Source organism: Thalassococcus sp. BH17M4-6, from assembly GCF_049323015.1.
Lineage (GTDB): Bacteria > Pseudomonadota > Alphaproteobacteria > Rhodobacterales > Rhodobacteraceae > Puniceibacterium.
In genome coordinates, this window is sequence record NZ_JBMPGU010000007.1 from 22,151 (window position 1) to 48,114 (window position 25,964).

At 65.2% G+C, this 25,964-nt stretch carries 27 protein-coding genes; 12 read left to right on the forward strand and 15 right to left on the reverse strand.

Annotated features, from left to right (window positions below; translation table 11 throughout):
• Positions 1-37: 37 nt before the first annotated feature.
• From ACOXXX_RS11325 to ACOXXX_RS11365, 9 genes are read left to right on the forward strand one after another with little or no spacing between them, the layout of a single operon-like run.
• Positions 38-424: a FlgB family protein gene (locus ACOXXX_RS11325; RefSeq protein ID WP_422826699.1), complete on the forward strand. Its 387-nt coding sequence runs from the start codon at positions 38-40 to the stop codon at positions 422-424.
• A 15-nt stretch (positions 425-439) separates the two neighbouring features.
• The gene (gene flgC, locus ACOXXX_RS11330; RefSeq protein WP_422826700.1) at positions 440-829 is read left to right on the forward strand and encodes a flagellar basal body rod protein FlgC; all 390 of its coding nucleotides are present in this window, start codon (positions 440-442) and stop codon (positions 827-829) included.
• Positions 830-855: 26 nt separating this feature from the next.
• Positions 856-1,146: a flagellar hook-basal body complex protein FliE gene (fliE, locus tag ACOXXX_RS11335; RefSeq protein ID WP_422826701.1), complete on the forward strand. Its 291-nt coding sequence runs from the start codon at positions 856-858 to the stop codon at positions 1,144-1,146.
• Positions 1,146-1,415: a flagellar biosynthetic protein FliQ gene (locus ACOXXX_RS11340; protein WP_422826702.1), complete on the forward strand. Its 270-nt coding sequence runs from the start codon at positions 1,146-1,148 to the stop codon at positions 1,413-1,415. The genes fliE and ACOXXX_RS11340 overlap by 1 nt, the downstream gene beginning before the upstream one ends.
• Before the next feature lies 1 nt (position 1,416).
• The gene (locus ACOXXX_RS11345) at positions 1,417-2,130 is read left to right on the forward strand and encodes a flagellar hook-basal body complex protein (RefSeq protein WP_422826703.1); all 714 of its coding nucleotides are present in this window, start codon (positions 1,417-1,419) and stop codon (positions 2,128-2,130) included.
• Between the two features lie 15 nt (positions 2,131-2,145).
• Positions 2,146-2,931: a flagellar basal-body rod protein FlgG gene (gene flgG / locus ACOXXX_RS11350; protein ID WP_422826704.1), complete on the forward strand. Its 786-nt coding sequence runs from the start codon at positions 2,146-2,148 to the stop codon at positions 2,929-2,931.
• Complete coding sequence (gene flgA / locus ACOXXX_RS11355) at positions 2,931-3,350, forward strand: flagellar basal body P-ring formation chaperone FlgA (protein WP_422826705.1); 420 nt, start codon at positions 2,931-2,933, stop codon at positions 3,348-3,350. The genes flgG and flgA overlap by 1 nt, the downstream gene beginning before the upstream one ends.
• 8 nt (positions 3,351-3,358) lie before the next feature.
• Positions 3,359-4,093, forward strand: coding sequence for a flagellar basal body L-ring protein FlgH (gene flgH, locus ACOXXX_RS11360; RefSeq protein WP_422826706.1), 735 nt, complete (start codon positions 3,359-3,361; stop codon positions 4,091-4,093).
• A gap of 12 nt (positions 4,094-4,105) precedes the next feature.
• The gene (locus ACOXXX_RS11365) at positions 4,106-4,615 is read left to right on the forward strand and encodes a flagellar basal body-associated FliL family protein (protein ID WP_422826707.1); all 510 of its coding nucleotides are present in this window, start codon (positions 4,106-4,108) and stop codon (positions 4,613-4,615) included.
• Positions 4,616-4,621: 6 nt separating this feature from the next.
• Here ACOXXX_RS11365 and ACOXXX_RS11370 read toward each other — a convergent pair whose 3' ends face one another.
• From ACOXXX_RS11370 to ACOXXX_RS11420, 11 genes are all read right to left on the reverse strand, one after another.
• Positions 4,622-5,035: a hypothetical protein gene (locus ACOXXX_RS11370; protein WP_422826708.1), complete on the reverse strand. Its 414-nt coding sequence runs from the start codon at positions 5,033-5,035 to the stop codon at positions 4,622-4,624.
• A complete protein-coding gene (locus ACOXXX_RS11375) occupies positions 5,032-6,123 on the reverse strand; it encodes an EscU/YscU/HrcU family type III secretion system export apparatus switch protein (RefSeq protein WP_422826709.1) in 1,092 nt (363 codons plus the stop codon). The genes ACOXXX_RS11370 and ACOXXX_RS11375 overlap by 4 nt, the downstream gene beginning before the upstream one ends.
• Positions 6,123-6,896 carry a flagellar biosynthetic protein FliR gene (locus tag ACOXXX_RS11380; protein WP_422826710.1) on the reverse strand — a complete coding sequence of 258 codons (774 nt, stop codon included), beginning with the start codon at positions 6,894-6,896 and terminating at the stop codon, positions 6,123-6,125. The genes ACOXXX_RS11375 and ACOXXX_RS11380 overlap by 1 nt, the downstream gene beginning before the upstream one ends.
• Positions 6,893-8,977 (reverse strand): flagellar biosynthesis protein FlhA, encoded by a 2,085-nt coding sequence (flhA, locus tag ACOXXX_RS11385; protein ID WP_422826711.1) that lies wholly within the window; start codon positions 8,975-8,977, stop codon positions 6,893-6,895. Before flhA ends, ACOXXX_RS11380 begins: the two co-directional genes overlap by 4 nt.
• A gap of 76 nt (positions 8,978-9,053) precedes the next feature.
• Positions 9,054-11,249 (reverse strand): hypothetical protein, encoded by a 2,196-nt coding sequence (locus ACOXXX_RS11390; protein ID WP_422826712.1) that lies wholly within the window; start codon positions 11,247-11,249, stop codon positions 9,054-9,056.
• The gene (motA, locus tag ACOXXX_RS11395; protein WP_422826713.1) at positions 11,249-12,118 is read right to left on the reverse strand and encodes a flagellar motor stator protein MotA; all 870 of its coding nucleotides are present in this window, start codon (positions 12,116-12,118) and stop codon (positions 11,249-11,251) included. Before motA ends, ACOXXX_RS11390 begins: the two co-directional genes overlap by 1 nt.
• Before the next feature lie 78 nt (positions 12,119-12,196).
• A complete protein-coding gene (locus tag ACOXXX_RS11400; protein ID WP_422826714.1) occupies positions 12,197-13,312 on the reverse strand; it encodes a flagellar basal body P-ring protein FlgI in 1,116 nt (371 codons plus the stop codon).
• Positions 13,309-14,313, reverse strand: a complete 1,005-nt coding sequence (locus ACOXXX_RS11405; protein ID WP_422826715.1) for a flagellin — start codon at positions 14,311-14,313, stop codon at positions 13,309-13,311. Before ACOXXX_RS11405 ends, ACOXXX_RS11400 begins: the two co-directional genes overlap by 4 nt.
• A 10-nt stretch (positions 14,314-14,323) precedes the next feature.
• Complete coding sequence (gene flgK / locus ACOXXX_RS11410; protein WP_422826716.1) at positions 14,324-15,769, reverse strand: flagellar hook-associated protein FlgK; 1,446 nt, start codon at positions 15,767-15,769, stop codon at positions 14,324-14,326.
• Between the two features lie 36 nt (positions 15,770-15,805).
• Positions 15,806-17,107, reverse strand: a complete 1,302-nt coding sequence (locus ACOXXX_RS11415) for a flagellar hook protein FlgE (protein WP_422826717.1) — start codon at positions 17,105-17,107, stop codon at positions 15,806-15,808.
• A 109-nt stretch (positions 17,108-17,216) separates the two neighbouring features.
• Positions 17,217-18,062: a flagellar motor protein MotB gene (locus ACOXXX_RS11420; RefSeq protein ID WP_422826718.1), complete on the reverse strand. Its 846-nt coding sequence runs from the start codon at positions 18,060-18,062 to the stop codon at positions 17,217-17,219.
• Positions 18,063-18,283: 221 nt separating this feature from the next.
• On the opposite strand from ACOXXX_RS11420, the gene ACOXXX_RS11425 reads away from it, so the two are divergent.
• Positions 18,284-20,422 carry a YjbH domain-containing protein gene (locus ACOXXX_RS11425; protein WP_422826719.1) on the forward strand — a complete coding sequence of 713 codons (2,139 nt, stop codon included), beginning with the start codon at positions 18,284-18,286 and terminating at the stop codon, positions 20,420-20,422.
• Between the two features lie 2 nt (positions 20,423-20,424).
• On the forward strand, positions 20,425-21,099 hold the full coding sequence (locus tag ACOXXX_RS11430; protein WP_422826720.1) for a YjbF family lipoprotein: 675 nt from the start codon (positions 20,425-20,427) through the stop codon (positions 21,097-21,099).
• A gap of 4 nt (positions 21,100-21,103) precedes the next feature.
• On the opposite strand, the gene ACOXXX_RS11435 is transcribed toward ACOXXX_RS11430, so the two are convergent.
• Together ACOXXX_RS11435 and ACOXXX_RS11440 are read right to left on the reverse strand one after the other, a co-directional pair.
• Complete coding sequence (locus tag ACOXXX_RS11435) at positions 21,104-21,715, reverse strand: sugar transferase (RefSeq protein WP_422826721.1); 612 nt, start codon at positions 21,713-21,715, stop codon at positions 21,104-21,106.
• Positions 21,712-22,569 (reverse strand): NAD-dependent epimerase/dehydratase family protein, encoded by an 858-nt coding sequence (locus ACOXXX_RS11440; RefSeq protein WP_422826722.1) that lies wholly within the window; start codon positions 22,567-22,569, stop codon positions 21,712-21,714. Before ACOXXX_RS11440 ends, ACOXXX_RS11435 begins: the two co-directional genes overlap by 4 nt.
• A 96-nt stretch (positions 22,570-22,665) precedes the next feature.
• Between ACOXXX_RS11440 and ACOXXX_RS11445 the strand changes: the two genes are divergently transcribed.
• The gene (locus ACOXXX_RS11445; protein WP_422826723.1) at positions 22,666-23,784 is read left to right on the forward strand and encodes a polysaccharide biosynthesis/export family protein; all 1,119 of its coding nucleotides are present in this window, start codon (positions 22,666-22,668) and stop codon (positions 23,782-23,784) included.
• Between the two features lie 76 nt (positions 23,785-23,860).
• Here the strand turns inward: ACOXXX_RS11445 and hemA are convergent, their stop codons facing one another.
• Positions 23,861-25,075 (reverse strand): 5-aminolevulinate synthase, encoded by a 1,215-nt coding sequence (hemA, locus tag ACOXXX_RS11450; protein ID WP_422826724.1) that lies wholly within the window; start codon positions 25,073-25,075, stop codon positions 23,861-23,863.
• Positions 25,065-25,880, reverse strand: a complete 816-nt coding sequence (gene puhE / locus ACOXXX_RS11455) for a putative photosynthetic complex assembly protein PuhE (protein WP_422826725.1) — start codon at positions 25,878-25,880, stop codon at positions 25,065-25,067. The genes hemA and puhE overlap by 11 nt, the downstream gene beginning before the upstream one ends.
• Between the last annotated feature and the right edge of the window lie 84 nt (positions 25,881-25,964).

The following is a 25,964-nucleotide window of genomic DNA, read 5'->3' on the forward strand; positions in this document are numbered from 1 at the left end:
TTAAGCCTTGCTGAAGTTGATCGAGGGAGAAGCCCCGATGTTCCAGAACCTGGACATTCTCAAAACCGCCATGGCGATGGCCCGGCACGCAGGCTTTCAACAGGCCCAGAGCGCGCAGAACATCGCCAATGCCGACACGCCCGGATACCGGGCCGCGACCGTCATCGCCTTTGCAGATCTGGTACGGGATCGGGACGGCGTCACAGGGCAGCGCGCCACCCGTACGGGCCATCTGCATGGCCGCGCCGACGCCACCGCTGTGCCCGTCAGCCTGAGCCGTTCGGCACAAGATCCCAATGGCAACACCGTATCGGTCGAGACTGAAATGGTCATCGCAGTCGATGCCAAGCGTCAGCACGACCGGGCGCTGGCGATCTACCGCTCCGGCCTAAACATTCTGCGCGCGAGCATCGGCCGCGCTTGATCAAGGACATCCCTCGTGACCGATTTTTCCGATTCTCTCTCCGTTTCGGCCAGCGGGCTCAAGGCGCAGGCGATGCGCTTGCGCATCCTGTCCGAAAACATCGCCAATTCCGATACACCCGGCTACCGGCGCAAGACCATCCCGTTCGAGATGCAGACCGACATGCGCGACCGGACGCTGGTGCAGACCGGGGATGTCAATCTCGACCGCTCCGAATTGCCCGAGGTGTTCGACCCGGCGCATCCGCTGGCCAATGCCGAGGGCATCTACGAGGGATCGAATGTCGATCTCATCATCGAAATCGCCGACGCGCGCGAAGCACAGCGCAGCTACGAGGCGAACCTGAAAATGTTCGAACAGGCGCGCAACATGTCCTCGAGCCTGATGGACCTGCTGCGCCGCTAACCCCCTGACAGAAATTGGAGACCAGAATGGACGTCCGATCGCTTTTTGCCGCTCAGAAATATGCCGCCGCTCTGCCCAACATGGCGCCCGATCCCGCAGCCGCGGGCCCGCAAGCGGCTGCCGCCAACGCCGCCAAGGATTTCATCCAGACCCTGCAGGAGACCGAAGCCACGGCGCAGTCGGCAATGATTGGCGGTGCCGATCCGCATGCGCTTGTCCAGGCGCTGGCACAGTCCGAAATCGCCGTCGAAGCGGCGGTCGCGGTACGAAACAAGGTGGTCGAGGCCTACCAGGAAATCCTGCGGATGCCGGTCTGATGCTGACCGAATCGATCTTCTTCGACACGTTGCGACAGGGCCTGTGGATCGCCACGATCACCAGCGTGCCGATCCTTGCGGCCGCGCTGGTGGCCGGGGTGACCGTGGGCCTTTTCCAGGCGCTCACCTCGATCCAGGAAATGACCCTGACCTTCGTTCCGAAACTTGGCTGCATCATCGTCGCCTTCTGGATGTCGATGAGCTTCATGACCGAAACGCTGGTGTCCTTCTTTCAAGACCACCTGATCCCCATCATCGTCGGAGGCTGATTTGGAAAGCACCACCTACACGACGCTCACCCGCCAGTCCGGCCTGATGCGCGAAATGCAGATCATCGCCAACAATATCGCCAACACCGCCACGACCGGGTTCCGGCAAGAGGGACTGGTGTTTTCCGAATTCGTCGTCCCGGTCGAAGACAACCAAAGCATTTCCATGGCCAGCGCGCGGCTGCGCAGCACTTCGATGCAGCAGGGCACCCTGACCCAGACCGGCGGATTGCTGGATGTGGCGATCGAGGGCGACGGCTTTTTTCTGATCCAGACGCCCGAGGGCGAAAAACTGACCCGCGCGGGCGCCTTCAGCACCAATGCGGCGGGCGATCTGGTCACGCCCGACGGCTATCCGGTGCTGGACCTGGGCGGCGCGCCGCTGTTCGTACCGCCGGATGCCACCGATCTGGCCATCGCGCAGGATGGCACTCTCAGCACCCAAGGGCACCCGATCGGGCAGCTGGGAGTGATGATGCCCAACGATCCAACCGATCTGGAACGCCAGGCCGGCGTGATGTTCCGCGCCGATGGAGGCTTTGCCCCGGTGGAAAATCCCCGCGTCGTGCAGGGCTTTATCGAGGGGTCGAATGTCGATCCCATCGGCCAGATCGCCCGGATGATTCAGGTGCAGCGGGCCTATGAAATGGGTCAGAGCTTTCTGGATGCCGAAAACGAACGCGTGCGCAGCGCGCTCAAGACCTTTGTTCGCTAGGGAAGGACCCACAGCATGCGTGCCCTGAAAATCGCCGCCACCGGGATGAGCGCCCAGCAGATGCGGGTCGAGGTGATCTCGAACAACCTCGCAAACATGACCACGACGGGCTACAACGCCCGCCGCGCCGAATTCGCCGATCTGCACTATCAGCAGCTGGCGCGGGCCGGGGCCGTGAACGCCACCGACGGCACGGTGCTGCCCACCGGCGTGCAGCTGGGGCTGGGCGTCCGGCCCGCGGCGGTGTCGATGCAGATGCAGCAGGGTGCCCTTTCGGCCACAAACGGCGACCTGGATGTCGCCATCGAAGGGCTGGGCTACCTCGAGGTGACGCTGCCCTCGGGCCAGGCCGCCTATACCCGCGATGGCGGTCTGAAACGCAGCGCCGAAGGGTTGATCGTCACGTCGGACGGCTTTCCCGTCTCGCCCGAGATCGTGATCCCCGACGATGCGCGCAGCATATCGATCAACGGCGCGGGCGAGGTCTATGCCTATTTCGCCGAAGCGGCCGAGGCGCAGCTACTGGGGCAGTTCTCGCTTGCAGGCTTTACCAATGCAAAGGGGCTCGAGGCGATCGGCGGCAACCTTTTCACCGAAACCGAAGCCTCCGGCCCGGCGCTGGTCACCACCCCGGGGCAAGAGGGGTTGGGCACCCTGCGGCAAGGCTACCTTGAGGACAGTTCGGTCGATGCGGTACGCGAAGTCACCGAACTGATCGAGGCGCAGCGCGGGTACGAGCTCAATTCCAAGGTCATTTCCGCCGCCGACCAGATGCTCGGCGCCACGACGCAGATCCGCTGATGCGCTGTTTCGCTCTTTTTCTCGCCCTGCTTCTGCCGCTGTCCGTCAGCGCCGAAACCGTGGTCGCCCTGCGCACCATCCGCGCGCAGGAGATCGTGACGCAGGATGCCGTCACCCTGAACCACGAAAGCATCGACGGCAGCTATGCCAGCCTGGACGAGGTGATCGGACAGGAGGCCCGCGTGTCGATCTACCCGGGCAGGCCCATCCTTTTCGGCCATCTCGGCCCCCCCGCCATTGTCGACCGCAACCAGATCGTCGAGCTTGTCTTTGAACGCGGCGGGCTGCGCATCACATCCGAAGGCCGCGCGCTGGCCCGGGGCGCCGTGGGCGACCGGGTGCGCGTCATGAACCTGTCATCCAAGACCAGCCTTTTCGGCACCGTGCTGGAAGGCGGCTCCATCCGCGTCGCCCCATGAGGACTCCCATGACCGTCAAAACCCTTGTCGTCGCAAGCTGCGCCTGTCTTGCACTGTCGGCCTGCAGCCGCCTCGATCACCTGGGCAAGGAACCCAGCTTTACCCCCGTCACCAAGGGCGCGGAGCACGAGGCGATGGTCTACGCCAGCCTGCCCAGCACCCTGCCCTCCAACCGCGAGATCGACAACGCGTCGCTTTGGGATGGCGGTCGGCAGTCGCTTCTGGGCGACCGCCGCGCCATGACACGGGGCGACATCATGACCGTAGTGATCGAGATCGACGACAAGGCGGAAATCTCGAATTCCACCGCACGATCGCGATCCGGCTCCGAGGATCTGGGCATTCCGCAGCTGTTCGGCCTGCCGCAAAGGATCAACCAGCAGATCACCGACGGCGCCAGCCTGGACGAGGCGGTGTCGATCAACAGCTCCAGCGGGTCCAAGGGCGACGGATCGGTGCGACGGAAGGAAAAGCTGACGCTGCGCGTCGCCGCCACCATCACAGAGGTGCTGCCCAACGGCGTTTTGGCGATCCAGGGCCGTCAGGAGGTGCGGGTGAATTTCGAACTGCGCGAATTGCTGATCACCGGTTTTGTCCGGCCGGCCGATATCTCGCGTAAGAACGAGATCACGTATGACAAGATCGCTTCGGCCCGGATTTCCTATGGCGGGCGCGGCCAGATCACCGATGTCCAGCAACCCAGGTACGGACAGCAGGTGCTTGATGTTGTCCTGCCGTTCTGAAGGATCCCAGACATGCGCAAACTGCTTCCCGTTCTTCTGGCCCTGATCGGCATCGGCGGCGGCGTCGGGGCCGGTGTGTTCCTCAAGCCCGCCCCTGCGGAGAAGAAGGAGGAGGCCCACGCCACCGACTGCGTGCCGCCGTCCGAGGGCACGCATGCAGAGGCGGAACTTCCCACCCGTGATGAGCATGAGGCGGCGAGCCACGACTACATCAAGATGAGCAACCAGTTCGTCGTACCGCTGATCGCCAAAGAGCATGTGTCGGCGCTGGTCGTGCTGTCCATCAGCCTCGAGATCGGCGCGGGCGAGACCGAGGCGGTCTACCGGCTTGAGCCGAAGCTGCGCGACGGTTTTCTTCAGGTGCTGTTCGATCACGCCAATATCGGCGGCTTCGAGGGGGCGTTCACCCAGACCCGGAACATGACGATTCTGCGGCGTGCGCTTCTGGAAACCGCGCGCCGTACCGCAGGCAACACGGTCAGCGATGTTCTGATCACCGAGATTGTCCGGCAGGACGCCTGATCGGACTCAGCCTGACGCCCGCAGCAGGACCAGCTGCGCGAGTGCCGCCTCTTCTGCCGTGCGGCGGCGGCCAAGGATCTCCTGCGCCTGCGCCTCGGCCAGCGACCGGCTGACATTTGCGCGGGCGTGCATTTCGCGCGCCCTGTCCTGACGCTCTGCCTTCTTGATCTGCAGCAGGATCAATTCCTGGTTCAGGGCCATGCGGCGTTGAACCAGCCATCCCTGCCACTGTGCCTCAGCCCCCGAAATGCGCCTGGCGTGCGCGCGCTCGGCATCCTGGACCGACGCGCAGCGCAGCGCCTCGATCTCGTCCAGTTCGGCGCGCAGGCGCTGTTCCTCCTCCTGGACTTCGCGCAGGCGGGCCAGCGCGCGGTCTTCGGTGAGGGCGGCGATGCGGGCGAGGGCGGCAAGATCGGTCATGCCCGGCCCCCGCGCGCACGGGCCTTCCGGCGCATGTCATCGGCAAACCGGATGGCGGCGGCCACGGCGCGGTAGTGATCCGCGCTGACCTGATGGCCGATCTCGACCATCGCATAAAGCGCTCGGGCGGTCGGCGGGTCGGAATGGATCGGAATCTTCGACGCCTCTGCCACCTCACGGATGCGCGCGGCCGTGGCATCCACGCCCTTGGCCACGCAGACCGGCGCGCCGCCGCTGGCGCGGTCCCACCGCAGCGCGACGGCGTAGTGGGTCGGGTTGACGATCACGACGCTGGCCTTCGGTACGTCGGCCATCATCTGGTTCATCGCGATTTCCTGCGCCTGGGCGCGGCGGTGCTGTTTCATCGCCGGATCACCTTCGGTGTCCTTGAACTCGTCGCGCATTTCCTTGTGCGACATGCGGTTGCGGCGCAGATGCTCCTGCCGCTGCCACATGAAATCGATGCCGCCGATGACTGCCGCGATCACCACGACGATCCCCATGAACCGCAGCACGAGACCGCCCATAAGCTGCATCACCCCGTGCGCGCCACCCTGCAGGCTTCCCGCGATCCGCGGCAGCTCTGCGCTCAGGAAAAGCGCCAGCGCGAGGGAATAGATCATGAGCTTGGTAAAGCTTTTCGCGAATTCGAACAGGCCGCTGCGACCGTATTTGTTCTTGGCGTTCTGGATCACCGACAGCCGCGACCCCTTGGGTTTCAGCTTGCTTGGCGTGAAAAGCAGCCCGCGCGACGCGATCAGCACCGCCACGACCAGTAGCGCCGGCACAGTGACCCAGGGCAGCACCGGCCAGATCACCGAGCCGATCAGCTGGCCCACGGGCAGGCTGCTGCCGTCAGCGAAAAATTCGCGGGCCAACACATCGGGCCTGTCGATCAGGCCGATCAGCGCATCGCCAAAGCCGAAGAGCGTCACAGGCCCAATCGCGACGGCCACGAGAAACAGCCCGCCGTACCCCGTCGCCACCAGAATGTCGGCCGAGCGCGCAATCTCGCCTTTCTTGCGCGATTCCTCGAGCTTGCGGGCCGAGGGTTCGAGCGACTTTTCCGCCTCGTCCTGTTGCGACATCAGGGGCCTCCGAACGGATCGGACAGGAACCCGTCCATCGCCTGCAGCCAGACGCTCAGGATCAGGGGGGCCGTCACGAACAAAAGGCCGATGGCGCCGAAGGTGATTACCGGCGCCCCGACAAACGCCACCATCAGCTGCGGCATGGCCCGATTGATCACGCCCAGCGTCAGGTTATAGAGGATCGACAGGATAACAAAGGGCGCCGCCAAGGTGAACGCCAGCGCGAAGATCCGCGTCACATGGCCATGCGCCCAGTCGGCCAGGATGCCGGGGTCGGGAAACAGACCGAACGGCAGGATATCATAGGAAAAGATGAAGAGCGCCGCGATCTTCACGTGCAGCCCGGCGACCATCATCAGCGCCAGCGCGGCGATCATCAGCAGATTGCCCATGGCGGGCATCGGATCGGCGCCCGAATTGCCCGCCAGTTGCGACAGCGACGTGGATTGCGCGGCGATGGATCCGGCGGTTTGCAGGGCCAGCACAATCAGCCGCAGCCCCAGCCCCAGCGCCAGCCCGACGATCGTTTCCGTTGCCACGAGCCGCGCCAGAGATCCGATGCCGGGCGCGGGCATGGGCGGCCCCGGCCAGATCGCCGCCGCGACGATGGCGGTCATGGCAAGGCTGATCAGAAGCCGCACGCGGACCGGGATCATGCGTTCGCCAAGGCCTGGCAGCACCGCCATCGCCGCGCCGACGCGCAGGAAGATACCAAAGAGCATCCAGGCGACCGGCGGCAAGATTTCAGCAAGCTGCGCCAGCGGCGTCATGCCGCCACCATGCCAACCAGCGACGGCCGTGCCTCGAGCCCGATTTCCTCGAACGACATCACGGGGTTGGTAATGCCCTTGGCCGACAGGACCGTGCGCAGGAACCGCCGCCTGCGGGCCGAGGTCACGACGACCGGAAACACCCCGCGGTTGCCCGCTTCGGCGACTTCGGACGCGACGCCAGCGGTCAAAGACTCGAAGGCTTCGGGCGGTAGGGCCACGTCGATGCCGCCACGGTCAGCCTCGATCTGGTAGGTGTTGAACAGCGTCTCCCACTCCGGGTCGAGCTGGATCAGGGGAATGGTGCCATCCGCCCGCCGCAGATTGGCGACCATCTGAAAGCCCAACCGCTGACGCACATGTTCGCAGATCGCGTCAGGCCGTGCATTCTGACCCCGCGTTTCCGCCACCGCCTCGAGGATCAGCGGCAGGTTGCGGATCGACACCTGTTCGTCCAGCAGCAGCCGCAGCACGGCGTGCAGCGTGTCGATCTGCACCTTGTCGGGAATGAGTTCGTCCAGCAGCCGCCGGTTCGCCTCGGCCCTGTCGGAGTTGCTGAGCGTGACCATTTCATCCAGCAGCCGCCGCAGTGCCTTGAGGGTCAGCAGACGGGCAAAGTTGCGTTTGATCACCTCGAGCAGATGTGTGGCCAGCACCTCGGCGGGGGTGACGATGGTCACGCCGGTCAGGGCTGCGCGTTCCTGATCCTCGGGTTTGATCCAGCGGGCCGGGGCACCATAGACCGGTTCGTGCACATCCTTGCCGTCGGGCATGGCCGACTGGCCATCGGGCACCAGCGCCAGCACCAGATCGGGGTTGAGCACGCCGCGCGCCAGTTCGACGCCATGGATGCGGATCACGTAGGTGCCGGTGGCCAGCGCCGCGGCATCGGTCAGCCGGATTTCCGACAGGATCAGACCGTAGGTCGCCGCCACATGGGTGCGCATGTTGGCGATCCGGATGTCCAGACCGGTACCGGGATCCAGCACCATATTGACCAGATCGGGGGCGAATTCGACGTGGATATCCTCCAGATCCAGCACGTCGCCGATGGGGCGCGGCCCGGTCTTTGGCGCCTCAGCCTCTTCCACCGGAAGGGGCGGCGCGGCCTTGGCCTTGCGGGCCATGTGCAGCGCGGCGCCGCCCAGAACGCCCGCCCCGGCGATGAAGGGCAGGAACGGCAGGCCCGGCACCAGCGCGAAAAGCGCCATCAGTACCGCGACGGTGCCAAGTGCCGCGGGATGACGGCCCAGCTGGCCCAGGATTGCAAGGTCGGTCGCGCCGGTCGCGCCGCCCCGCGCCAACAGCAGCGCCGAGGCGATCGAGATGATGACCGCCGGGATTTGCGACACCAGCCCGTCGCCGACCGTGAGGATGGCATAGGTTTCGAACGCTAGGCCCATGGGCATGCCGTGCACGAACACCCCCATGATCATCCCCATCACCAGATTCAGCAGCGTGATCAGCAGGCCCGCCACCGCATCGCCCTTGACGAATTTCGACGCCCCGTCGAGCGATCCGAAAAAAGTCGTTTCCTGAAGTTCGGTGGTGCGCCGTTCCTTGGCTTCGGCATGGTCGATGGCCCCGGCGGACATATCGCTGTCGATGGCCAGCTGCTTGCCCGGCATGCCGTCGAGCGCGAAGCGCGCGCCGACCTCGGCCATGCGGGCGGCACCCTTGGTGATTACGGTGAAATTGACGATCATCAGCACGCCAAAGACCACCAGCCCCATGAAGATGCTGCCGCCCATGACGAAGTTGGCAAAGCCCTGGATCACGTCGCCGGCGGCATGGGTGCCGGTGTGGCCCTGCCCGATGATGAGCTTGGTCGAACTCACGTTGAGCGACAACCGCAACATGAGCGAGGCGAGAAGGATCGTCGGGAAGGCCGAAAAATCCAGTGGCCGTTCGATGAAGAGCGTGACCGTGAAGATCAGGATCGCCAGCGCGAAGGACGCCGCCAGCCCGATGTCGAGCACGAAGGCGGGAACCGGCAGGATCATCATCACGATCACCGCCATCAGCGCAACGGCGAGAAGAATCGTTGGGCGAAAGAAGGACGGGCTTTTCTGCGCGATCATCGGGGCGGTATCCTGCGGCCGGGCGGTGGGATCAGACCTACGCAGCTATGGTTAGTTTTTCGTAACCACGGGGCCGCTAATTCGTCGGCTCCGGCGCCAGCCGGGTTTCCTCCAGAAGCGCGCGCAACGTGCTGCGCGCGGCACCGCTGGCCGTGGCCAGCGCGTCGGTCGCGGCGAGCGACGGGTCCTCGTCCGCCTGCGGTGCGGTGCGTGACGTTTGCAGCAGGCTTGCCGCCGCGGACAGGGCACCGGCCTCGCGCTCCGCCACCGTGGCCAGATCGCCGGCGATCCACGCGGCATCCAGCGCCGCCTCGCTGTCGCCATCGGCCTCAAGCGCGGTCTGCGCGTAGGCATAATCGCCCATCTGCAGCCGCGCGCGGGTCCGCAGCGCCTGCGCCTCCGGCCCCCGCAGACCGATCAGCGCGATCTCGGCCTCTTCGGGTTGCAAGAGTTCCAGAAGCGCGCGGGCGCGCAAAAGCCGCAGGTCCCGGCTGGATTGGTCCGGCGCCTGGCCGTCGATCAGCGTCAGCGCCGCATCGGCCAGTCCCAGGTCCAGCATACGGGCGAGGGTCTGGTCACGGGTCTGCGCCGAAATCGGCAACGTGTCCGGTTTCAGGTCCGACAGAACGTGCCGCAGAAAGGTCAGGTCACTGGCCTTTTCGGTGAGCACCTCCAGCGCCTCGGCCCTCAGGGCACCGCGCGCGTCCGAGGCGATATCCGGGGTGGTCGCGATCTGGTCCAGCGCCTCGGCAAAAGCGCCTTGGGCCAGAAGCGCCCTGACATGCGCGCGCCACAGGTTTTCCGCCTCTGCCGCGCCCCGATATTCGGTCACGTAGGCCGAAGCGAGCGCGGTGATGTCCGGATCCACCGGGGTGTCCTGTTCGGCGGACAGCGCGATCAGTGTCTCCACCGCCGCAGAAGACGCGGCCGGGTCGGCCGTGCGCGCGATGTCGGCAATGTCCGACATCACCTGCGGCGACGGTGCGTCCTGCGCCGCCTGTTGCGCGGCCGCCAGGGCAACATCAGCGCCTGGTTCGGGCACCGCGCGCCCGGTGCGCGCCAGCACGCTGGCCGCGGCATCGGATTGGTTCGCGTCGTGCAGCGCCGTGCTCAGCCGGGCTGCCAGGTGAGACTTCAGATGCGTGGGCAGCGCCTCGAACGCGCGCAGGACGGATGTCGTGTTCACCTCGACCGACGGATCGCGCCCTGGCGCCAGCATCGCCCAGAGCGCAGCCGCGCTGTCGCAATCCGCCTGTTGCGCAAACAGCTCCGCGTCGCCACTCTCGTCCAGAATCTGCGCAAGCGCGGTCAGGGTCGGGGACTCCGGCACCGGGGCGAGCGGCAGAAGCGCCTGGGCCTCAGCCCCGAATCCGTAGTGCAGGTACAGCCGGGCGAGGGCGCCAAGGGCCTCGGGATCGCTGCGGTCCAGTTCCGTGCTCAGCCGCCGCCGCAGATCACCGATCTGGGCGTAAAGCGGCCTCTCATCCGCCCAGCTTTCAAAATCGAGCTGCGCGTTCGGGATGCAGCGATTGCCGCTGAGGAGAATGCGCCCCGCCTCCGGTCCCTCGGTCAGGAACAGCTCGGCGAGGGTCGCCTCGACCTTGTCCGCGTGTTCTGCGGTGTGGTGCGTTTCGGGCGTTTCCGGTGCGTGGGGCACGACCGGCTGCGGCTCAGTGCGCAGCGCGGGTTTCAGAAGACCCTGGCTGGCAGCGGCAGCCAGTTCGTTGGCAAACTGCTTTTCCAGGTCGGCCTCTTGCGGATCGGCTTCTTCAAACTCCGGCACCTGCCAGGCCGGGGCCAGGGCCGCAGCGGCCGCCACGGGCGGCCCGATCCCCGGATTGTCACCCTGCCGGATCGTGGTGAACTGCGCGCGGATATCGCCCGCCTCCTGCGCTTCGGGCGCGGCTGTGTCAGCCGCTTGCGCCACGTCCAGAACCAGCATTCGCCCCCCCTGCAGGCCCGCATCGATGACGCAGTCGCAGGCCAGTTCGAGATCGAGCACACCGCCCCCGTCGCCCGGCGTCAGCGCGGCGACCCGGTTTCGGTCTATGCGGTCGAACACCCGGTCGAGATCAAATCCCGCATCCAGCCCCGGCAGGGTCAGCCGGTAGCCGCGGGGATCCGAACGCTTTTGCAGGGTCCAGTCGCGTGCGCCGGGCAGGTCAATGACGATCCGAGTAAAGCTGCCATGTTCCCCCGACCGCACGGTCAACGGCTGCGCCACCAGCAACTGCGGTGCGCAGAGCAATAGGCAGAAAATCAAAAGACGCATCACGCGGCATCCTGTTTTACGGCTTTCAGGGCTTCCTCCAGATCGACAAAGCTGGGGCGGCAATGCGCCGGGGTGTTCTGACGCCCCACCTCAATGCAGATGTTGGTGGCGTGGTTGTGCAGATTCGCGACCAGCACCTCGCGGATCAGCTGGTAGAAATGACTGTCTTCCTCGACAACCGCCTTGACCTTGGCCGAAAACGGCCCGACCAGGCCATAGGCCAGAAACACCCCCAGAAACGTGCCGACAAGCGCGCCGCCGATGAGCTTGCCCAGCACCTCGGGCGGCTGGTCGATGGAACCCATGGTCTTGATCACGCCCAGAACCGCGGCCACGATCCCCAGGGCGGGCAGCCCGTCGGCGACGGCCTGCAGCGCATGGCTGGAGTGCATGCGGTGGTGCAGCGTCGCCTCCATCCGCTTTTCCAGCACCTCCTCGACCTGGTGCGGATCGTCGTAGTTCATCGAGACAGAGCGCAGGGTGTCGCAGATCAACTCGATCGCTTCGCGGTCGCCCTGGATCTTGGGGTACTTGCCGAAGATCGAGGAGGCGTCCGGATCCTCCACATGTTCCTCGATCGCGACGGGGCTTTGCCGCGCCAGCCGAACCAGTTCGAACAGCAGGCACAACAGATCGCGGTAATCCTCGGCCTTCCATTTCGGACCCTTGAAGACCTTTGCGATGTCCTTTGCGGTGTGTTTCACCACCGACGTGTCGTTGCTGATCATGAAGGCCCCGACGGCGGCGCCGCCGATCATCATCATCTCGAACGGCAGGCTCTTGAGGATGATGCCAAGTTTGCCGCCGGCGGCCAGATACCCCCCGAACACCATGACAAAGATGACAACGATCCCGATCAGTCCAAGCATCTGGAAATCTCCTTCGCGGTGCTGCGGACGGTGTCACGCAAGCCTTAAGAATCTCTCATCACGCGCCTTTTGCAGGCGCTACATGACCACGAATTCCGCGTGCAGGGCGCCTGCGGCCTTGATGCTCTTGAGGATGTCGATCATATCGCGGGGCGACACGCCCAGGGCGTTCAGACCGGCAATCACCTCGGAAAGGGAAGTGCCGCCCGGAACCTCGGCCAGGCTGATGCCCGGATCGTCCGCCACGCCGATGTTCGTGCGCGGCACCACCACGGTTTCGCCCGCCGCAAAGGGGTTGGGCTGCACCGCGATCGGCGCTTCCTCGATGCGCAGGGTCAGGTTGCCCTGCGAAACAGCCACGCGAGAGATGCGCACATCCTCGCCCATGACGATGGTGCCCGATCGTTGGTCGACGACCACCCGCGCGCGGCGTTCCGGCTGCACCGGCAGGTTCTCGATATCCACCACCGCATGCGCGGGGGAGCGTGCGCCCGAGGCCACCAGATCGACGTTCACGGTGCCTGAATCCAGCATGCGTGCGGTGCCACGGCCAAAGCTGCGGTTGATCGCGGTTTCGATCCGCGCCGCCGTGGTGAAATCCGGTTCGCGCAGGGCCAGCCGCAGGCTGGACAATTCACTGAAATCAAAGTCGATTTCGCGTTCGACGCGGGCCCCTGCCGGAATCACGCCCGAGGTTGGCACGCCCTGCACGATGCGCGCGGCATCGCCTTCGGCCTCGACCCCGCCGGCGATCACGGTGCCCTGCGCCACGGCATAGATCTGCCCGTCTGCGGCATTGAGCGGTGTCATGATCAGCGTCCCGCCCAAAAGGCTTTTGGCGTCGCCGATGGCCGAAACCGTCACGTCGATCTGGCCGCCACTGCGGGCGAACGGGGGCAAACGCCCGGTGACAAAGACCGCAGCGACGTTCTTGGGGCGAAACTGCTCTCCGGTGACGTTGACGCCAAGCCGTTCGAGGATGTTGGACATGATGTCTTCGGTGAAGGGCGCATTGCGCAGCCCGTCGCCGGTGCCGTTGAGCCCGACCACAAGGCCATAGCCGACCAGGTCGTTCGACCGAACGCCGTCGAATTCCACGAGGTCCTTGATCCGCACGGTCTGCGCATCGGCTCGCGGTGCCAGTCCCAGACAGATTAGGGCGAGGGCGCAGATCGCTGCGCGCAACCCGATCATCGCAGGAACTCCGTCAGGGACAGGCGCGAGGCGCGGACCGTGACCGCATAAAGGCTTTCCAGTTGCAGCTGCGCATTTTCCAGCTGCGTCGCGGTCTCGTAAGGATCGACGCTGATCAGGTTGAGCCGCGCCATTTCGGTGCTGGCCTTTTCCGCGGCGTTGCGGGTCACGGTGTCCTCGATCCGGTGTTCGAGAAGGCCCAGACCGGCGCGCAACTCGGTCAGCTGAGGCTGGGTCTGAAGCAGCGCGTCCCCGGCGCTGGCCAGCATGTCGCCGCGCAGATCCTGCGGCAGGTTCAGCACCGGATCGCCGGAAAGCGTCGCCAACGCCAGCGCCTTGAGCGTATCGCGGAACACCGGATCATCGGCGCGGATATCGAGCGTTGCCGCCTCGGACGGGCCAAGCTGCAGCGGGGCCAGGCTGGTGGTGGAGCCGAGGTAGGTCTGGGTTTCGAATCCGCCGCCCGGGGTGTCGAACCACGCATCCAGCGCGCCCTCTATCCCCGTCAGCGTGGTTTGACCCGCCAGGGCGACGCGCAGATCTGCGATCAGCGTGTCCGATGACGCGACGGCGTTGCGGTCGGTGGCGACCCCGCCGAACAGTGTCCGCCCCCCGGCGGTGGTGTTGAGGTCGCGCAGAACGGTATCGAGCGCGGTGCCGGCCTGCTCTGCCAGCGCTGCGCGCGACGTGTCGGTCACCTGAATATCCGATTGCAGCAGCGACAGCGAAAGCGCCTCTGTCCGGTCCTGGACATGGCCCAGCGTGGTCTGCATGACGCCGGTCAGATGGCCGGCCTCGGTCGTGGCGATCCGGAAGCCCTCGAGCACCGACAGGCTGCGATCAAGCGTGGCCAACGTCGTGACATCGCCCGAAAGATGCTTGGCCGGGTCGGACGCGATGCCCGTGGACAGCTCGAGCCCCAGCCGGTCGATCTGCTGGCGGATCTGCGTGTTGCGGTGCCTGAGGACAAGCGCCTGCGCCATGTCACCGATGGATTGCATCCTGATCTCCCTAGAGTCTGAGCATCGCCTGCATCATCTCGTCGACGACGGACATGACGCGGGCATTGGCGGCGTAATTCTGTTCGATCTGCATCAGCATCTGCAGTTCCCGGTCGGTATCGACCCCCTGCCCCAGCTCAAGCTCCAGCAGGGCAAGGTTCTGGGCCTGGGCAAAGCTGACACTCGCATCGGTCTGCACCCGGAAGGACGCGACATCGGACGTCAGGGCCGCAACATGGCCCGACACGCCCCGCGCCACCGGGTCGAGCGCGGCGGAGCCGGGCACGGTGGTTGCGCCCAGCGCGGCATGGCTGGCCTGCAGCAGGGCGGCATTGCCGACCTCGCCGGGGGTGGCGGCGTCCAGGCCATCGCGCAAGCGCCAGACTTCTCCGGTATCGGGATCGACCGCGGTGTTGAGCGCAATGCGCCCGGCAATCCCGGTCTCGTCCGCCGGAACGAAGGCCAGCCCGGCATCGGTGAACAGGCCCGGCTGACCGGGTGCGATCGTGGCGTCGGGACCGCCCGCGCCGAAGCGTTCGATGAGGTCGCGCGCAACGCCGTCAAGCTGCGCCTGCAGGCCGGTGCCTTCAGTGTCGCGGATCTGGAACTGCGCCGCCAGAGCCCCCCCCGAAAGCGGCCCGTTGCCCGAGGAATCGACGGGACGACCGTTGATGGTGATGCCAGACAGTAGCCCCCCGGATTGCGTCATGTGCGGCGCAATCACCGGTGTCGGGCTGAAGTCCAACTGCGTGGCAGAGCCGTCCAGCAGCACGGTGCCGCCGGTCGAGAAAAGCGCCACGACGCCATCTTCGCGCGCAACGCTGCGCAGCGGGATCATGTCCGATATGCCGTCGATGGCCCGCTGTCGGCTGTCCATCAGGCTCGAGGCATCGCGGCCCAATCGCACCGTGCGGGCGATCTGAGTGTTGAGGTCCTCGACCTGCCTGAGCGTCGTGTTGATCGTGTCGACCTGCCGCGCGATGGTGCGGTCGGCCTCTTCCCGTTTGCCCTGGACCGCGCCCGACAGGGTGTTCAGCGTCTGCGCGATGGCATCGGCGGACCGCGCCACGGTTTCCAGCCGCGCGGTCGAGGACGGATTGCTGGCGGCGGTGATCAACGCATTCTCGAACGCGGCGATCTGGCCGGTGAGTGACCCGGGATCGTCCGCCGCGCCGATGGTGCGTTCAGCCCAGGTGGCATAGCTTTGCAGCCCGTCGGCAAAGCCGAGACCGGCATCCGATTGCCGCCGGTCCGACAGCACCACCGGATCGCCGTGCCGCAGCACGCCGTTCACCATGACGCCGCCGTGGCCCACCTGGCTGGGCGATGTCACCAGTTCGCGCCGCCCGTAGCCGTCGGTCAGGGCGTTGGCGATATTGGCCGACACCAGGCTGGCCGCGCGGCTGTTCGCGGTCATCCCGCTGAGCGCGTTGGACAAAGCTCCGGTCAGTGACATTGCGGTGGCCCCCTTTGGCTATGCGCCGGTAACGGATCAGCGTTTGATGTTGGTGGTTTCCTGCAGCATCTCGTCGACGGTCTGGATCACCTTGGCGTTCGACGAATAGGCGCGCTGGGTCTGGATCAGGTCCGTAAGCTCGCTCGCCACGTCGGTCGCCGATTCCTCGCGTGCATAGGCGATGATGTCACCGGTGGGGCCGTCCGCCGCGTTCCACAGGAAATAGCTGCCGCTCTCGGGCGAGGGCATGTAGACCTGCCGGTCAAGCGCCACCATGCCGTTCGGGTTGGGCAGGTCGACCAGCGGCACCTGGAAGATCGTGCGCGTGATGCCGGTGTCAAAGAAGGCGTGGACCATGCCGTTCTCGTCCACCTCGACCGAGGTCATGTTGCCCACCGGCGATCCGTCCTTGGAGATGTTGAGCGGCGCGAAACTGTCCGACAGCTGCGTCAGCCCGTCGCTTTCCCCCGGCACGCCGATGTTGATCTCGATCGGGCCGCCCTCGACATCCACGATCAGCGCGCCGCTGGCCGGATCGTAAGCGCCGCCGGAAATGGTCGTGACGCTGGTCAGCGTGCCGCCGCTGGCGCGAGAATCGTCGAAGGTCAGTTCGTATTCCCCGATCACCGTGCCCGGCGTTGCGGTGTCCATCAGTGTCATGGTCCAGGTGTTGGAGGTGCCGGTCGCCGGGATGGTCGGGGTAAAGGTGACCTGCACATTCTCGGATACGCCAAGGTTGTCGTAATATTCCACCGACAGGTCGAGCGGATCGCCGGAGGAATCGAAATAGGTCTCGGTTGCGGGCAGGTTCACGCCCAGCGTCATCCGGGTCGTGGGTTCGCCCGAGAATTGGTTGACGTTGATGCGCACAGGCTCCAGCCCTTCGTCGGTGTCGCGCGGCAGGGTCGGGATGGTGCCATCCGCCGTTGCGGGCCAGCCCAGCAGGACAAGGCCGGATTCGGTGCGCAGGTACCCTTCGGAATCTGTGCGGAACGATCCGGTTGTCGTCAGCAGCATCTGCGCAGACCCGTTGTCGGCCTCGACCTCGGTCGCGCGGGCGACGGGCAGGAATCCACGGCCCCGGACCGCAAGATCGGTGGCGTTGTTCGTGGAAACCAAAGATCCGTTCTGGTCGATCAGGCGTTGGGTGGTGACACGCACGCCACCCGCCGAATAGCTGCCGCCGGCCGAGGAGATGACCATGGATTCGAAATCCGCCTCGACCCGCTTGTACCCGTAGGTCGCCGAATTCGCGATGTTGTCCGAAATGGTGGCCAGACGGCTGGCATTCGATGCCAGGCCCGCGACACCGGCATTGAGAGAGGAGGAGATCGTCATGGACACGCCTTTCTGCTGTATCGACTGTTTGTCGAAAGCACAGATACGCACGGCGGTTTAACGGCAGGCTAACAGATAAAATCCAACGGACTTGTCGCCGCCCCGATGTTCAGGGACGGCGCAGATAGATCACTTCGATCCGGTTGTTGCGGATGTCCATGAGGTTGCGCCGCACCGGTTCGCGGTCGGCATGGGCAGCGACACGGGAAATACGCCGGGAATCAAGCCCCCCGCCCGTCAGCAGGTCACGGACAGTTGCGGCGCGGTCGGCAGACCGGTCCCAGCTGCGGTCGCTTGCCACCACGATCGGGGCGGTGCGCACATGCCCTTCGATGGCCAGGGAATTTGATACCACATCCGACACGCGAACGATGATGCCCGCCAACCGCTCCATCACCTCGGTCGGGGCGTCGGCGTCATCGAAAAGCGGCGCGCCGGGCGCGTCCGACAGTTCCAGCACCAGCCCCTCGTCGGTCACGCGGGTGACGATGTGCACCAGCAGATCGTCGGCCACCATGCTTTCGCCGCTGCGGCCCAGCAACATCTGCTCGATCTTCTCGAAAGCCTGTTCGTCGGCGCCGTCGCCCACCTCGGCTGCGGCGGGTCCGTCGGCTTCGGTCCCACGGGACCGGTCGCTTTCGGACGGTCGCAGGCTGGTCGCGCCGGTGCCCATCTGCGGAAGGGTATTCTCCGACAGGACGGACTCGCCGCCCATCGACCCGTCCCCCCCGCCCGAAACGCGACTGATCGCGATCGTGGGGCTGAAGTAATCGGCAATCCCCTTGCGCTGTTTTTCGGTTGTCGCATTCAGCAGCCACATCAACATGAAAAACGCCATCATGGCCGTGACAAAGTCAGCGTAAGCGACCTTCCACGCGCCGCCGTGGTGACCACCACCGCCGACAACCTTTTTCCGTTTGATGATGACCGGCGCGACATTGCTGTCGGCACTCATCCTCACCACCTTCCATTCTCACCCGGGATCAGAGCTAACAGGCGGGGCATTACCGGGGCCTTAACGATTAAAACTGTCCGGTTAAAAGGCGGGCGGAGGCCGTGTTTTATATCCCACAGCCCCTGCCGTGGCCAAACGGATGGATAGACAGCCCCGCGGAAACCGCATAGCACAGAACCATACCCAGATGACCGAGTGGAAGCGCCATGATGTCCCGCAGAATGACCAGACGCCGCTGCGCCAAGATGTCCATCGTTCATACCCGTTGGCTGGCGGGCCTGGCCACCGGTGCGCTGATCGCGGCACCGCTGTCGGCGCCGGCGGAAAGTCCGGTCAGCTACAACCTCTACGGCTCGCCCGGTCTGGTGGACATGCCCACGGCGGATGCGGCACCGGATGCGACGCTGGCCACGACCCTGTCAACCTTTGGCGACAACACCCGCACGACGATCAACTTCCAGATCACGCCGCGGATTTCGGGCAGTTTCCGCTATTCTTCGATCCAGAATTTCGTGACCGTCGCCAGCCTCGACGGCGATTACTACGACCGCAGTTTCGACATGCGGTTCCAGCTTCTGACCGAAGGGCGTCTGCGTCCCGCCGTCACGCTGGGCTTTCAGGATTTCATCGGCACCGGGCTTTACAGCGGCGAATATGTCGTCGCGTCCAAAACCGTCGCACCGGGTCTGCGGCTGACCGGCGGTGTCGGCTGGGGCCGGTTCGGCAGCTACAAACCCTTCGCGTCGCCCAGCGTACGGCCTGCGGTGGTGATCGGACGCGGCGGTGTGCCGACCTATGACCGTTGGTTCCGCGGCGACATGGCGGCCTTTGGCGGGGTCAGCTATTCGCCCAACGACAAGCTGACCTTCAAGCTGGAATATTCGTCGGACAACTATGACGAGGAACGCCGCACCGGGCAGTTCGACGGGAATTCGCCGTGGAACTTCGGCGTCGACTACCGGTTCGATTCGGGCACCCAGCTGTCGCTCTACCACGCCTACGGGACCGAGATCGGCGCTCAGGTGACCTTTGTCCTGAACCCCAAGAAAGGCTACATCCCCGGCGGCAGCGAAACGGCCCCCCTGCCGGTGCAGGTGCGCGCCCGAGACAGCGTGAATGACCTGGGCTGGACCCAGAACCCCAATGCCGTGCCCACGGCGAAGCGCAAGCTCGCCTCGGCGCTGGAAACCGACGGGATCGGGCTTGAGGGGCTGAGCATCACCGACCGCCGTGCGACGCTGCGGATCCGCAACCTGACCTATCTGGGCGTGCCGCAAGCCGTGGGCCGCAGCGCCCGCGCGATGACGCGCCACCTGCCCGCGTCGGTCGAGGAATTCGTGATCATCCCGACCGAAAGCGGCATTCCCACATCGGCCATCGTGATGCGCCGGTCGGATGTCGAGGCGCTGGAAAACGAAGCGGCGGCAGAGATGTTGGCTCGCACTCAGATCATCGACGCCTTCGGCAAGGCCCCGGCGGTCGAGCCGGGCATCTATCCCCGCCTGACATGGTCCTTCGCGCCCTATGTGGCGGTCGGCTATTTCGATCCCGACGCGCCCTTGCGGGCCGATCTGGGCCTGCGCCTGCGCGGCAGCTATGAACTGACCCCGGGCTTCGTGCTTTCGGGTGCCGTGACGAAAAAACTGCTGGGCAATCTGGGCGATTCCGACCGGACCCCCAACACCGGCCTGCCGCAGGTCCGCACCACCACCAGCCGCTATGCCCGCGAGGGCGATCCGGCGCTGGAATACCTGACACTTGCGCATTACGGGCGTCCGGGCCCCGACCTCTACAGCCGCGTAACCTTGGGTTACCTGGAAGAGATGTACGCCGGCGCCTCGGCCGAACTGCTCTGGAAACCCGTCGACAGCCGTCTCGCGCTCGGGGCAGAGCTGAACTATGTCCGTCGGCGGGATTTCGACCAGCTTTTCGGCCTGCAAAGCAACACCACACCCTCGGGTGAAATTCCCGACCTCAACGGCCATGTGTCGGCCTATTACGCCTTCGGCAACGGCTTTCACGGCCAGCTGGACGTGGGCCGCTACTTGGCCGGGGACTACGGCGCCACAGTGTCTCTGGACCGGGAATTCGCCAACGGCTGGAAGATCGGCGCCTATGCCACCTTCACCAACGCGTCGGCCGAGGATTTCGGCGAGGGATCGTTCGACAAGGGCATCCGCTTCAGCATCCCGCTCAGCTGGGCGCTGGGCAATGCGTCCAAGCAGGTCAGCAACATCGGCATTCAGTCCCTCACCCGAGACGGCGGCGCGCGGCTGAACGTCAGAGGGCGGCTTTATGACCAGGTCCGCAGCGATCACCGGCCCGATCTGGCCAAGACCTGGGGGACATTCTGGAGATGACGATGCGCCGTTTTGCGATCACTGCGACCCTCGTGACGGCCCTCGCCGCCCTGGCGGCCTGCGGCAACGACACCACGTCGCCGCAACCGTTCAACGTGGTGCGTCAGCTGGTGCAATCCACCGGGCTGCGACCCGAAGAGCCGGTGCCCGCCGTGTCGAACCAGCAGGTCGCGACGGCGATCAGCTCGACCAACGCGCCGCTGATGCTGTTCGACCTGAAATCGCGGGATTCGCAGGCGATCATGCTGCGGATCGAACAGAACGGGCCTTATGACACCTACGCCACCTCGACCCGTCAATCGACAACCCTGCGCGGCGGCATGATCACCGCAACGCGCGGACTGGGCGGCGACCTGATGTCGTCCGAGCCCGAGGCGCTGCTGGAGCTGATCCGCACCGGGCGCGAAGGCACCGTTCCTTACGCCATGCGGTTTCTGAACGGCGAGGATATCATCGAGACGCTGAACTATACCTGTTCGCTGCGCCACGAAGGCACGGCGCGCATCGCGGGCGGCGTGATCAACACCGAAGGCCGGCAGATGGCGGTGGTCTGCACCGGCAACGCCAAGTCGTTCGAATCGATCTTCGTTACCGACCGGTCGGGCTACGTGATCTATGCCCGGCAGTGGCTGGGCGCCTTCCTGGGCGACGCGACGGTTCAGACGCTGCGGAAGTAACCCTTCAATGCAGTGAAATGCGGCGAAAGACCGTCGCGAACATCAGCTTCACGTCGCTGCAAAGCGTCCGCTTGCCTGCATAGATCAGATCCAGCCGCGCCTTGCGCGGAACGCAGCGGCGGCAGTAGACCGCTTCGGTTTCATCCGCCGTGCGACAGGGCGCCAGCAGCTCTTCTTCGCGGCGATGAAAGGCCAGCGTCGCCATTCCGGTGATGCCCGGGCGGCTGTGCAGGACGCGGGCGTACAGATCCGGGAATTTTTCCACATACCGGCGCAGCGGCGGGCGCGGCCCGACAAAGCTGATGTCGCCGCGCAGGATGTTCCAAAGCTGCGGCAGCTCGTCCAGCCGGTAGCGGCGCAGGACCCGCCCGGTTTCCGTCACCCTGTCCGCCTTGTCGCCGCCCGACACCCCGCGGTCGTCCGCCGCGGGCTTCATCGTGCGGAATTTCCACAGCTGGAAGCCCTGGCTCGCGGTTTTCATCCGCTCTGACCGATACAGAACCGGCCCGCCGTCGCGGATCAGGATCGCCGCTGCCACCGCCAGGATCAGCGGCATCAGCAGGATACCCAGGCCAAAGGCGACCAGCACATCGAAAATCCGTTTAGGCAACGTCATGCGGCCGCCTGCCATCTGCGCCAGTCGGCCACCTGCCAAGTGGCGTCCGCGCTGCGTGCAGGCATGGCATAGAGCCGCTGCAACCGTGTCGTCTCCAACGCCACGACCGGCACCGCCGTGTCGGGCGCAGGCTGCCAGGCCACAACGGCCCCGGCGGCCATGGCAAGCGCGGCCATCTCGGTCACGTCGGGGGCCGCGATGTTGTAGACCGCCTCCAGATCGCCTGCCGGCGCATGGCAGAGCGCGGCGATGGACCCGGCCAGGTCACCCGGCGCGATATAACTCCGGCGGGGGCCTGTGCCATTTTCGAACCTGTCCAACGTCACCGTCCCGCCTCGCCCGATGGCGGCAAAAAGGCTGTCGGCACCGACGACGTTGCCGATGCGCAGCACCACGGGTTTCGGCCCGCTATCCTGCGCCCTTTGCCAGTCCCACAATGCCGACTCCATATCCCGTTTGGCGCGGCCATAGTCGGATCCGGGCCGCAGAACATCGGTCTCCGTCGCGACTTGCCCGTCGGTCGCATAGACCGCGGCCGTCGAGGTGTGCAGCACGCGGTCTGCCCCCACCGCCTGGCCAATCTCCATCGCGCAGATTGCCAACGCGGTGTTGTCGGCCAGATCGCCGCCATGCGACGGTGTCACACCCCAAAGCGCGACCACGGCATCCGAATCTGGCAAGTCCGCCAGCGGGTCGCCCGGCTTCCAGACAAGGTCTGCCTGCAAACTGCGCGCAACGGTCCGAATCGCAAGCGGCTCTTCGCCATGAGCGCGCAGCACGGGGCAGATCATCTTGCCAATCTTGCCGTTTGCCCCCAGAACCAAAACCCTGAGCGCTTGCGTTTTTTGCGCCACGTTTTATGGACCCTTGCCGAATATTCTTGTTCGGGCCTGTCTATCATTGCACCGTCAGGCTAGAAAGCCCGGGACACTCTTTTGGGGGAAAGAGCCTTGAACAGAACATCCAGACTTTTTGCCTTTGGCGCGTTTCTGCTCTTGCTGGCCGCCTGCAGTCTGCCGCGCGGCGCCGCCCTGCAATCCGAGGTGCTGGACGAGGCGCAGGCCGACAATCCGACATTCCAGGTCGTGGCCGTCACCCGCGCGAACATGCCTGCCGTGTCCAGGTGGCCCGCCACCGGCGAGAACGGCCATTATCACTGGCTCAACCACACCGGTGGCCCCTCGTCGACGATGATACAGGTGGGCGACCGGTTGGACGTGGTGATCTGGGACAGTCAGGAAAATTCGCTGCTGACCAACACGGCTGAAAAACAGACCACCCTCAAGGGGATCGAGGTTGGCCCCAACGGCGCGATCTTCCTGCCCTACGTGAACGAGGTGTTCGTGCGCGGCCTGACCCCCGCTGGCGCGCGCGCCCGCATCCAGTCGCAGATGGAACCGATCGTGCCCTCCGCGCAGGTTCAGATCAGCCTCGTGCAGGGCTTCAGCAACTCCATCGATCTGGTCGCGGGCGTGCAAAAGCCCGGCTCCTATCCCCTGCCCTCGCGCAACTATTCCATCCTCAGCCTGCTGGCCGAGGGTGGCGGCGTATCGCAGCAGTTGCGCAACCCGCTGGTCAAGCTGATCCGCGGCGGGGCGACCTACCAGATCCCGGCGGCCGAGCTTTACGAAACCGGCGCGCGCAACACCACGCTGCGCCCCCGCGACACCGTCATCGTCGAGGAAGACACACGCACCTTCACCGCGCTCGGGGCCTCGGGCACCGAAGACCTCATCTATTTCCCCAAGCTCGAGCTTTCCGCGCTCGAGGCGATTTCGCTGATGGGCGGCCTGTCGGACAACCGCGCCGACCCCAAAGGGGTGCTGGTGCTGCGGGAATATCCGCACAGCGCCGTGCGGCTTGACGGCAGCGGCCCGAACCTGCCGCAGGTCATCTTTACCTTCGATCTGACCTCGGCCGATGGCCTTTTTGCGGCGCGCACCTTCCGGATCAACCCGCAGGACACGGTGCTGGCGACCGAAAGCCCGGTGACGCAGGCACAGACGGTCTTTGGCCTCATCGGTACCAGCTTTGGCCTCGCACGGCAGGCGACGACCCTGTCGAACTGACCCAGGGCTAGAACCGACACGAAAAAGGGCGTCCTTTGCGGGACGCCCTTTAATCTTGGTGCAAAGGTCGCTTTGGCTACGCCACGGCGTGCGAGATCGCGCAGCGCTTCCACAGGGTGGTCAGCGCCTGCACCAGGTGTTCGATATCGACATCGCTGTGCAGCGGACCGGGGGTAAAGCGCAGCCGCTCCGTCCCCTTGGGCACTGTGGGATAGTTGATCGGCTGCACGTAGATCCCGTAATCCTGCATCAGAATATCGGCCAGCTGGCGACATTTCACCGGGTCCTTGATCATCACCGGGATGATATGGCTGTCGTTGTCCAGATGCGGGATGCCCAGCGCATCAAGACGCGACCGCAGCTTGGCCACCTGTGCGCGCTGGCGCAGCCGCTCGGTCTGGCTTTCCTTCAGATGCGCGATCGACACCCGCGCCGCGGCCGCCACCGCGGGCGGCAGCGCAGTGGTGAAGATGAAACCGCTGGCGAAGGACCGGATGAAATCGCACATCGCGGCAGAGCCCGAGACATAGCCGCCGACCACGCCATATGCCTTGCCCAGCGTACCCTCGATCAGCGTGATCCGGTCGGCCAGCCCTTCGCGTTCGCTGATCCCGCCACCGCGCGAGCCGTAAAGGCCAACGGCATGCACTTCGTCGAGGTAGGTCATGGCACCGTGCTTTTCGGCGACCTCGACGATCTCCTGCATCGGGCAGATGTCCCCGTCCATGGAGTAGACCGATTCAAAGGCGACGATCTTCGTGGCGTTCGACGGCAGGGCCGCCAGCCGCCGGTCCAGATCCTCGGGATCGTTGTGGCGCCAGATCACCTTGTCGGCGCGGGAATGGCGGATGCCTTCGATCATCGACGCGTGGTTCAACTCATCCGACAGGATCACCGCATCGGGCAACCGGCTGCCCAGGGTGCTCAGCGCCGCCCAGTTCGACACATAGCCGCTGGTGAACAGCAGCGCGTCGTCCTTGCCGTGCAGATCGGCCAGCTCATGCTCCAGCAGCTTGTGTTCGTGATTGGTGCCCGAGATGTTGCGCGTGCCGCCCGCGCCGACACCGCAGCCGTCGATGGCGTTCTTCATCGCGGCGATCACCTTGGGATGCTGGCCCATCCCCAGATAGTCGTTCGAACACCAGACCGTTACTTCGTCCGGGGCTTCCTCGTCATGGCACCGGGCTCTTGGAAAGGCCCCGCAGTCGCGCTCGAGCTCGGCAAAAATTCGGTAGTTCCCCTCTTCCTTCAGGGTATCGAGCTGGGCGTTGAACAACGTGTCAAAGTCCATGAGCATCCTCCGGTCTTGTCTTTTTTGGTGAGTTTTGTTTGGGCGCGGGCAGCATCCAGCGCCAGAGTTTTTCGTCCGGCAAAGGCAGGACCATGAACCAATGCTCAAGCAAAGCAAGGGCGGTAATGGCAGACAGCAGCGCGAACCCCGCAGCCTCAACCGGGTTCGCGGCCGAAAAAAGCCGTTCCAGCCAGCAGGCCACCGCAAAGGACAGCGCGGTGATCGACAGCGGGAAAAGCCAGTTCATCGGCGCAATGCGGAAATGGCTGGGCAGATGCGCCAGCGCGGTCGGCAGAAACTCGGTATTGATCTTCTGAACCCCCAGAAACAGGTTCAGCTTGGCCGAAACGCGGGCGATGAACAGCACCGCGAAGGTCCAGAAGGCAAAGGACATGCCGCCGTCGCGGGTGTAGAGCCACAGCCCCGCCAGCGTCCCCGCCAGCAGCATCTCGTGGTAGGCGATGGTGCCCCAGGCGCGCAGGAACCGTTCCCATTCGGGAATGCGATCGGGGCAGGCGCGCAGATTGGGCCCGGTGATCGTGCCGGTCAGAAACGCCAGTTCGATCCAGCCCCAGATCGCCAGCGCCGACAGGAACCCCAGATAGGGCTGCGGCCCCGGCGCCACCAGTTCGCCCCGCACCCCAAGCACCCCGAGCGCCAGCAGCGGCAGCCCAAGAAACGTGACCAGCCGCGCGACCTTGGGCCCATGGCGGTCGGCGTATTTCACAACGCACAGGATCGCGCCGGTGGAAAACCACCAGACGAACAGCGCAACCAGCGCGGCGATCCATGGGTCAGTGAGCAAATCCAGTCCTCATCTTCTCTGGTTCAAAATAACCCTCGGGGGGCTTGGGGGGCTGGCCCCCCAATTCAGCGTCAGTGAGTCGGG

Coding starts and splice junctions, on each gene's coding strand:
- ACOXXX_RS11325 (WP_422826699.1), top strand. CDS start 38: ATGTTCCAGAACCTGGACATTCTCAAAACCGCCATGGCGATGGCCCGG.
- fliE (WP_422826701.1), top strand. CDS start 856: ATGGACGTCCGATCGCTTTTTGCCGCTCAGAAATATGCCGCCGCTCTG.
- ACOXXX_RS11340 (WP_422826702.1), top strand. CDS start 1,146: ATGCTGACCGAATCGATCTTCTTCGACACGTTGCGACAGGGCCTGTGG.
- flgG (WP_422826704.1), top strand. CDS start 2,146: ATGCGTGCCCTGAAAATCGCCGCCACCGGGATGAGCGCCCAGCAGATG.
- flgA (WP_422826705.1), top strand. CDS start 2,931: ATGCGCTGTTTCGCTCTTTTTCTCGCCCTGCTTCTGCCGCTGTCCGTC.
- flgH (WP_422826706.1), top strand. CDS start 3,359: ATGACCGTCAAAACCCTTGTCGTCGCAAGCTGCGCCTGTCTTGCACTG.
- ACOXXX_RS11365 (WP_422826707.1), top strand. CDS start 4,106: ATGCGCAAACTGCTTCCCGTTCTTCTGGCCCTGATCGGCATCGGCGGC.
- ACOXXX_RS11370 (WP_422826708.1), bottom strand. CDS start 5,035: ATGACCGATCTTGCCGCCCTCGCCCGCATCGCCGCCCTCACCGAAGAC.
- ACOXXX_RS11375 (WP_422826709.1), bottom strand. CDS start 6,123: ATGTCGCAACAGGACGAGGCGGAAAAGTCGCTCGAACCCTCGGCCCGC.
- ACOXXX_RS11380 (WP_422826710.1), bottom strand. CDS start 6,896: ATGACGCCGCTGGCGCAGCTTGCTGAAATCTTGCCGCCGGTCGCCTGG.
- flhA (WP_422826711.1), bottom strand. CDS start 8,977: ATGATCGCGCAGAAAAGCCCGTCCTTCTTTCGCCCAACGATTCTTCTC.
- ACOXXX_RS11390 (WP_422826712.1), bottom strand. CDS start 11,249: ATGCGTCTTTTGATTTTCTGCCTATTGCTCTGCGCACCGCAGTTGCTG.
- motA (WP_422826713.1), bottom strand. CDS start 12,118: ATGCTTGGACTGATCGGGATCGTTGTCATCTTTGTCATGGTGTTCGGG.
- ACOXXX_RS11400 (WP_422826714.1), bottom strand. CDS start 13,312: ATGATCGGGTTGCGCGCAGCGATCTGCGCCCTCGCCCTAATCTGTCTG.
- ACOXXX_RS11405 (WP_422826715.1), bottom strand. CDS start 14,313: ATGCAATCCATCGGTGACATGGCGCAGGCGCTTGTCCTCAGGCACCGC.
- flgK (WP_422826716.1), bottom strand. CDS start 15,769: ATGTCACTGACCGGAGCTTTGTCCAACGCGCTCAGCGGGATGACCGCG.
- ACOXXX_RS11415 (WP_422826717.1), bottom strand. CDS start 17,107: ATGACGATCTCCTCCTCTCTCAATGCCGGTGTCGCGGGCCTGGCATCG.
- ACOXXX_RS11420 (WP_422826718.1), bottom strand. CDS start 18,062: ATGAGTGCCGACAGCAATGTCGCGCCGGTCATCATCAAACGGAAAAAG.
- ACOXXX_RS11425 (WP_422826719.1), top strand. CDS start 18,284: ATGACCAGACGCCGCTGCGCCAAGATGTCCATCGTTCATACCCGTTGG.
- ACOXXX_RS11430 (WP_422826720.1), top strand. CDS start 20,425: ATGCGCCGTTTTGCGATCACTGCGACCCTCGTGACGGCCCTCGCCGCC.
- ACOXXX_RS11435 (WP_422826721.1), bottom strand. CDS start 21,715: ATGACGTTGCCTAAACGGATTTTCGATGTGCTGGTCGCCTTTGGCCTG.
- hemA (WP_422826724.1), bottom strand. CDS start 25,075: ATGGACTTTGACACGTTGTTCAACGCCCAGCTCGATACCCTGAAGGAA.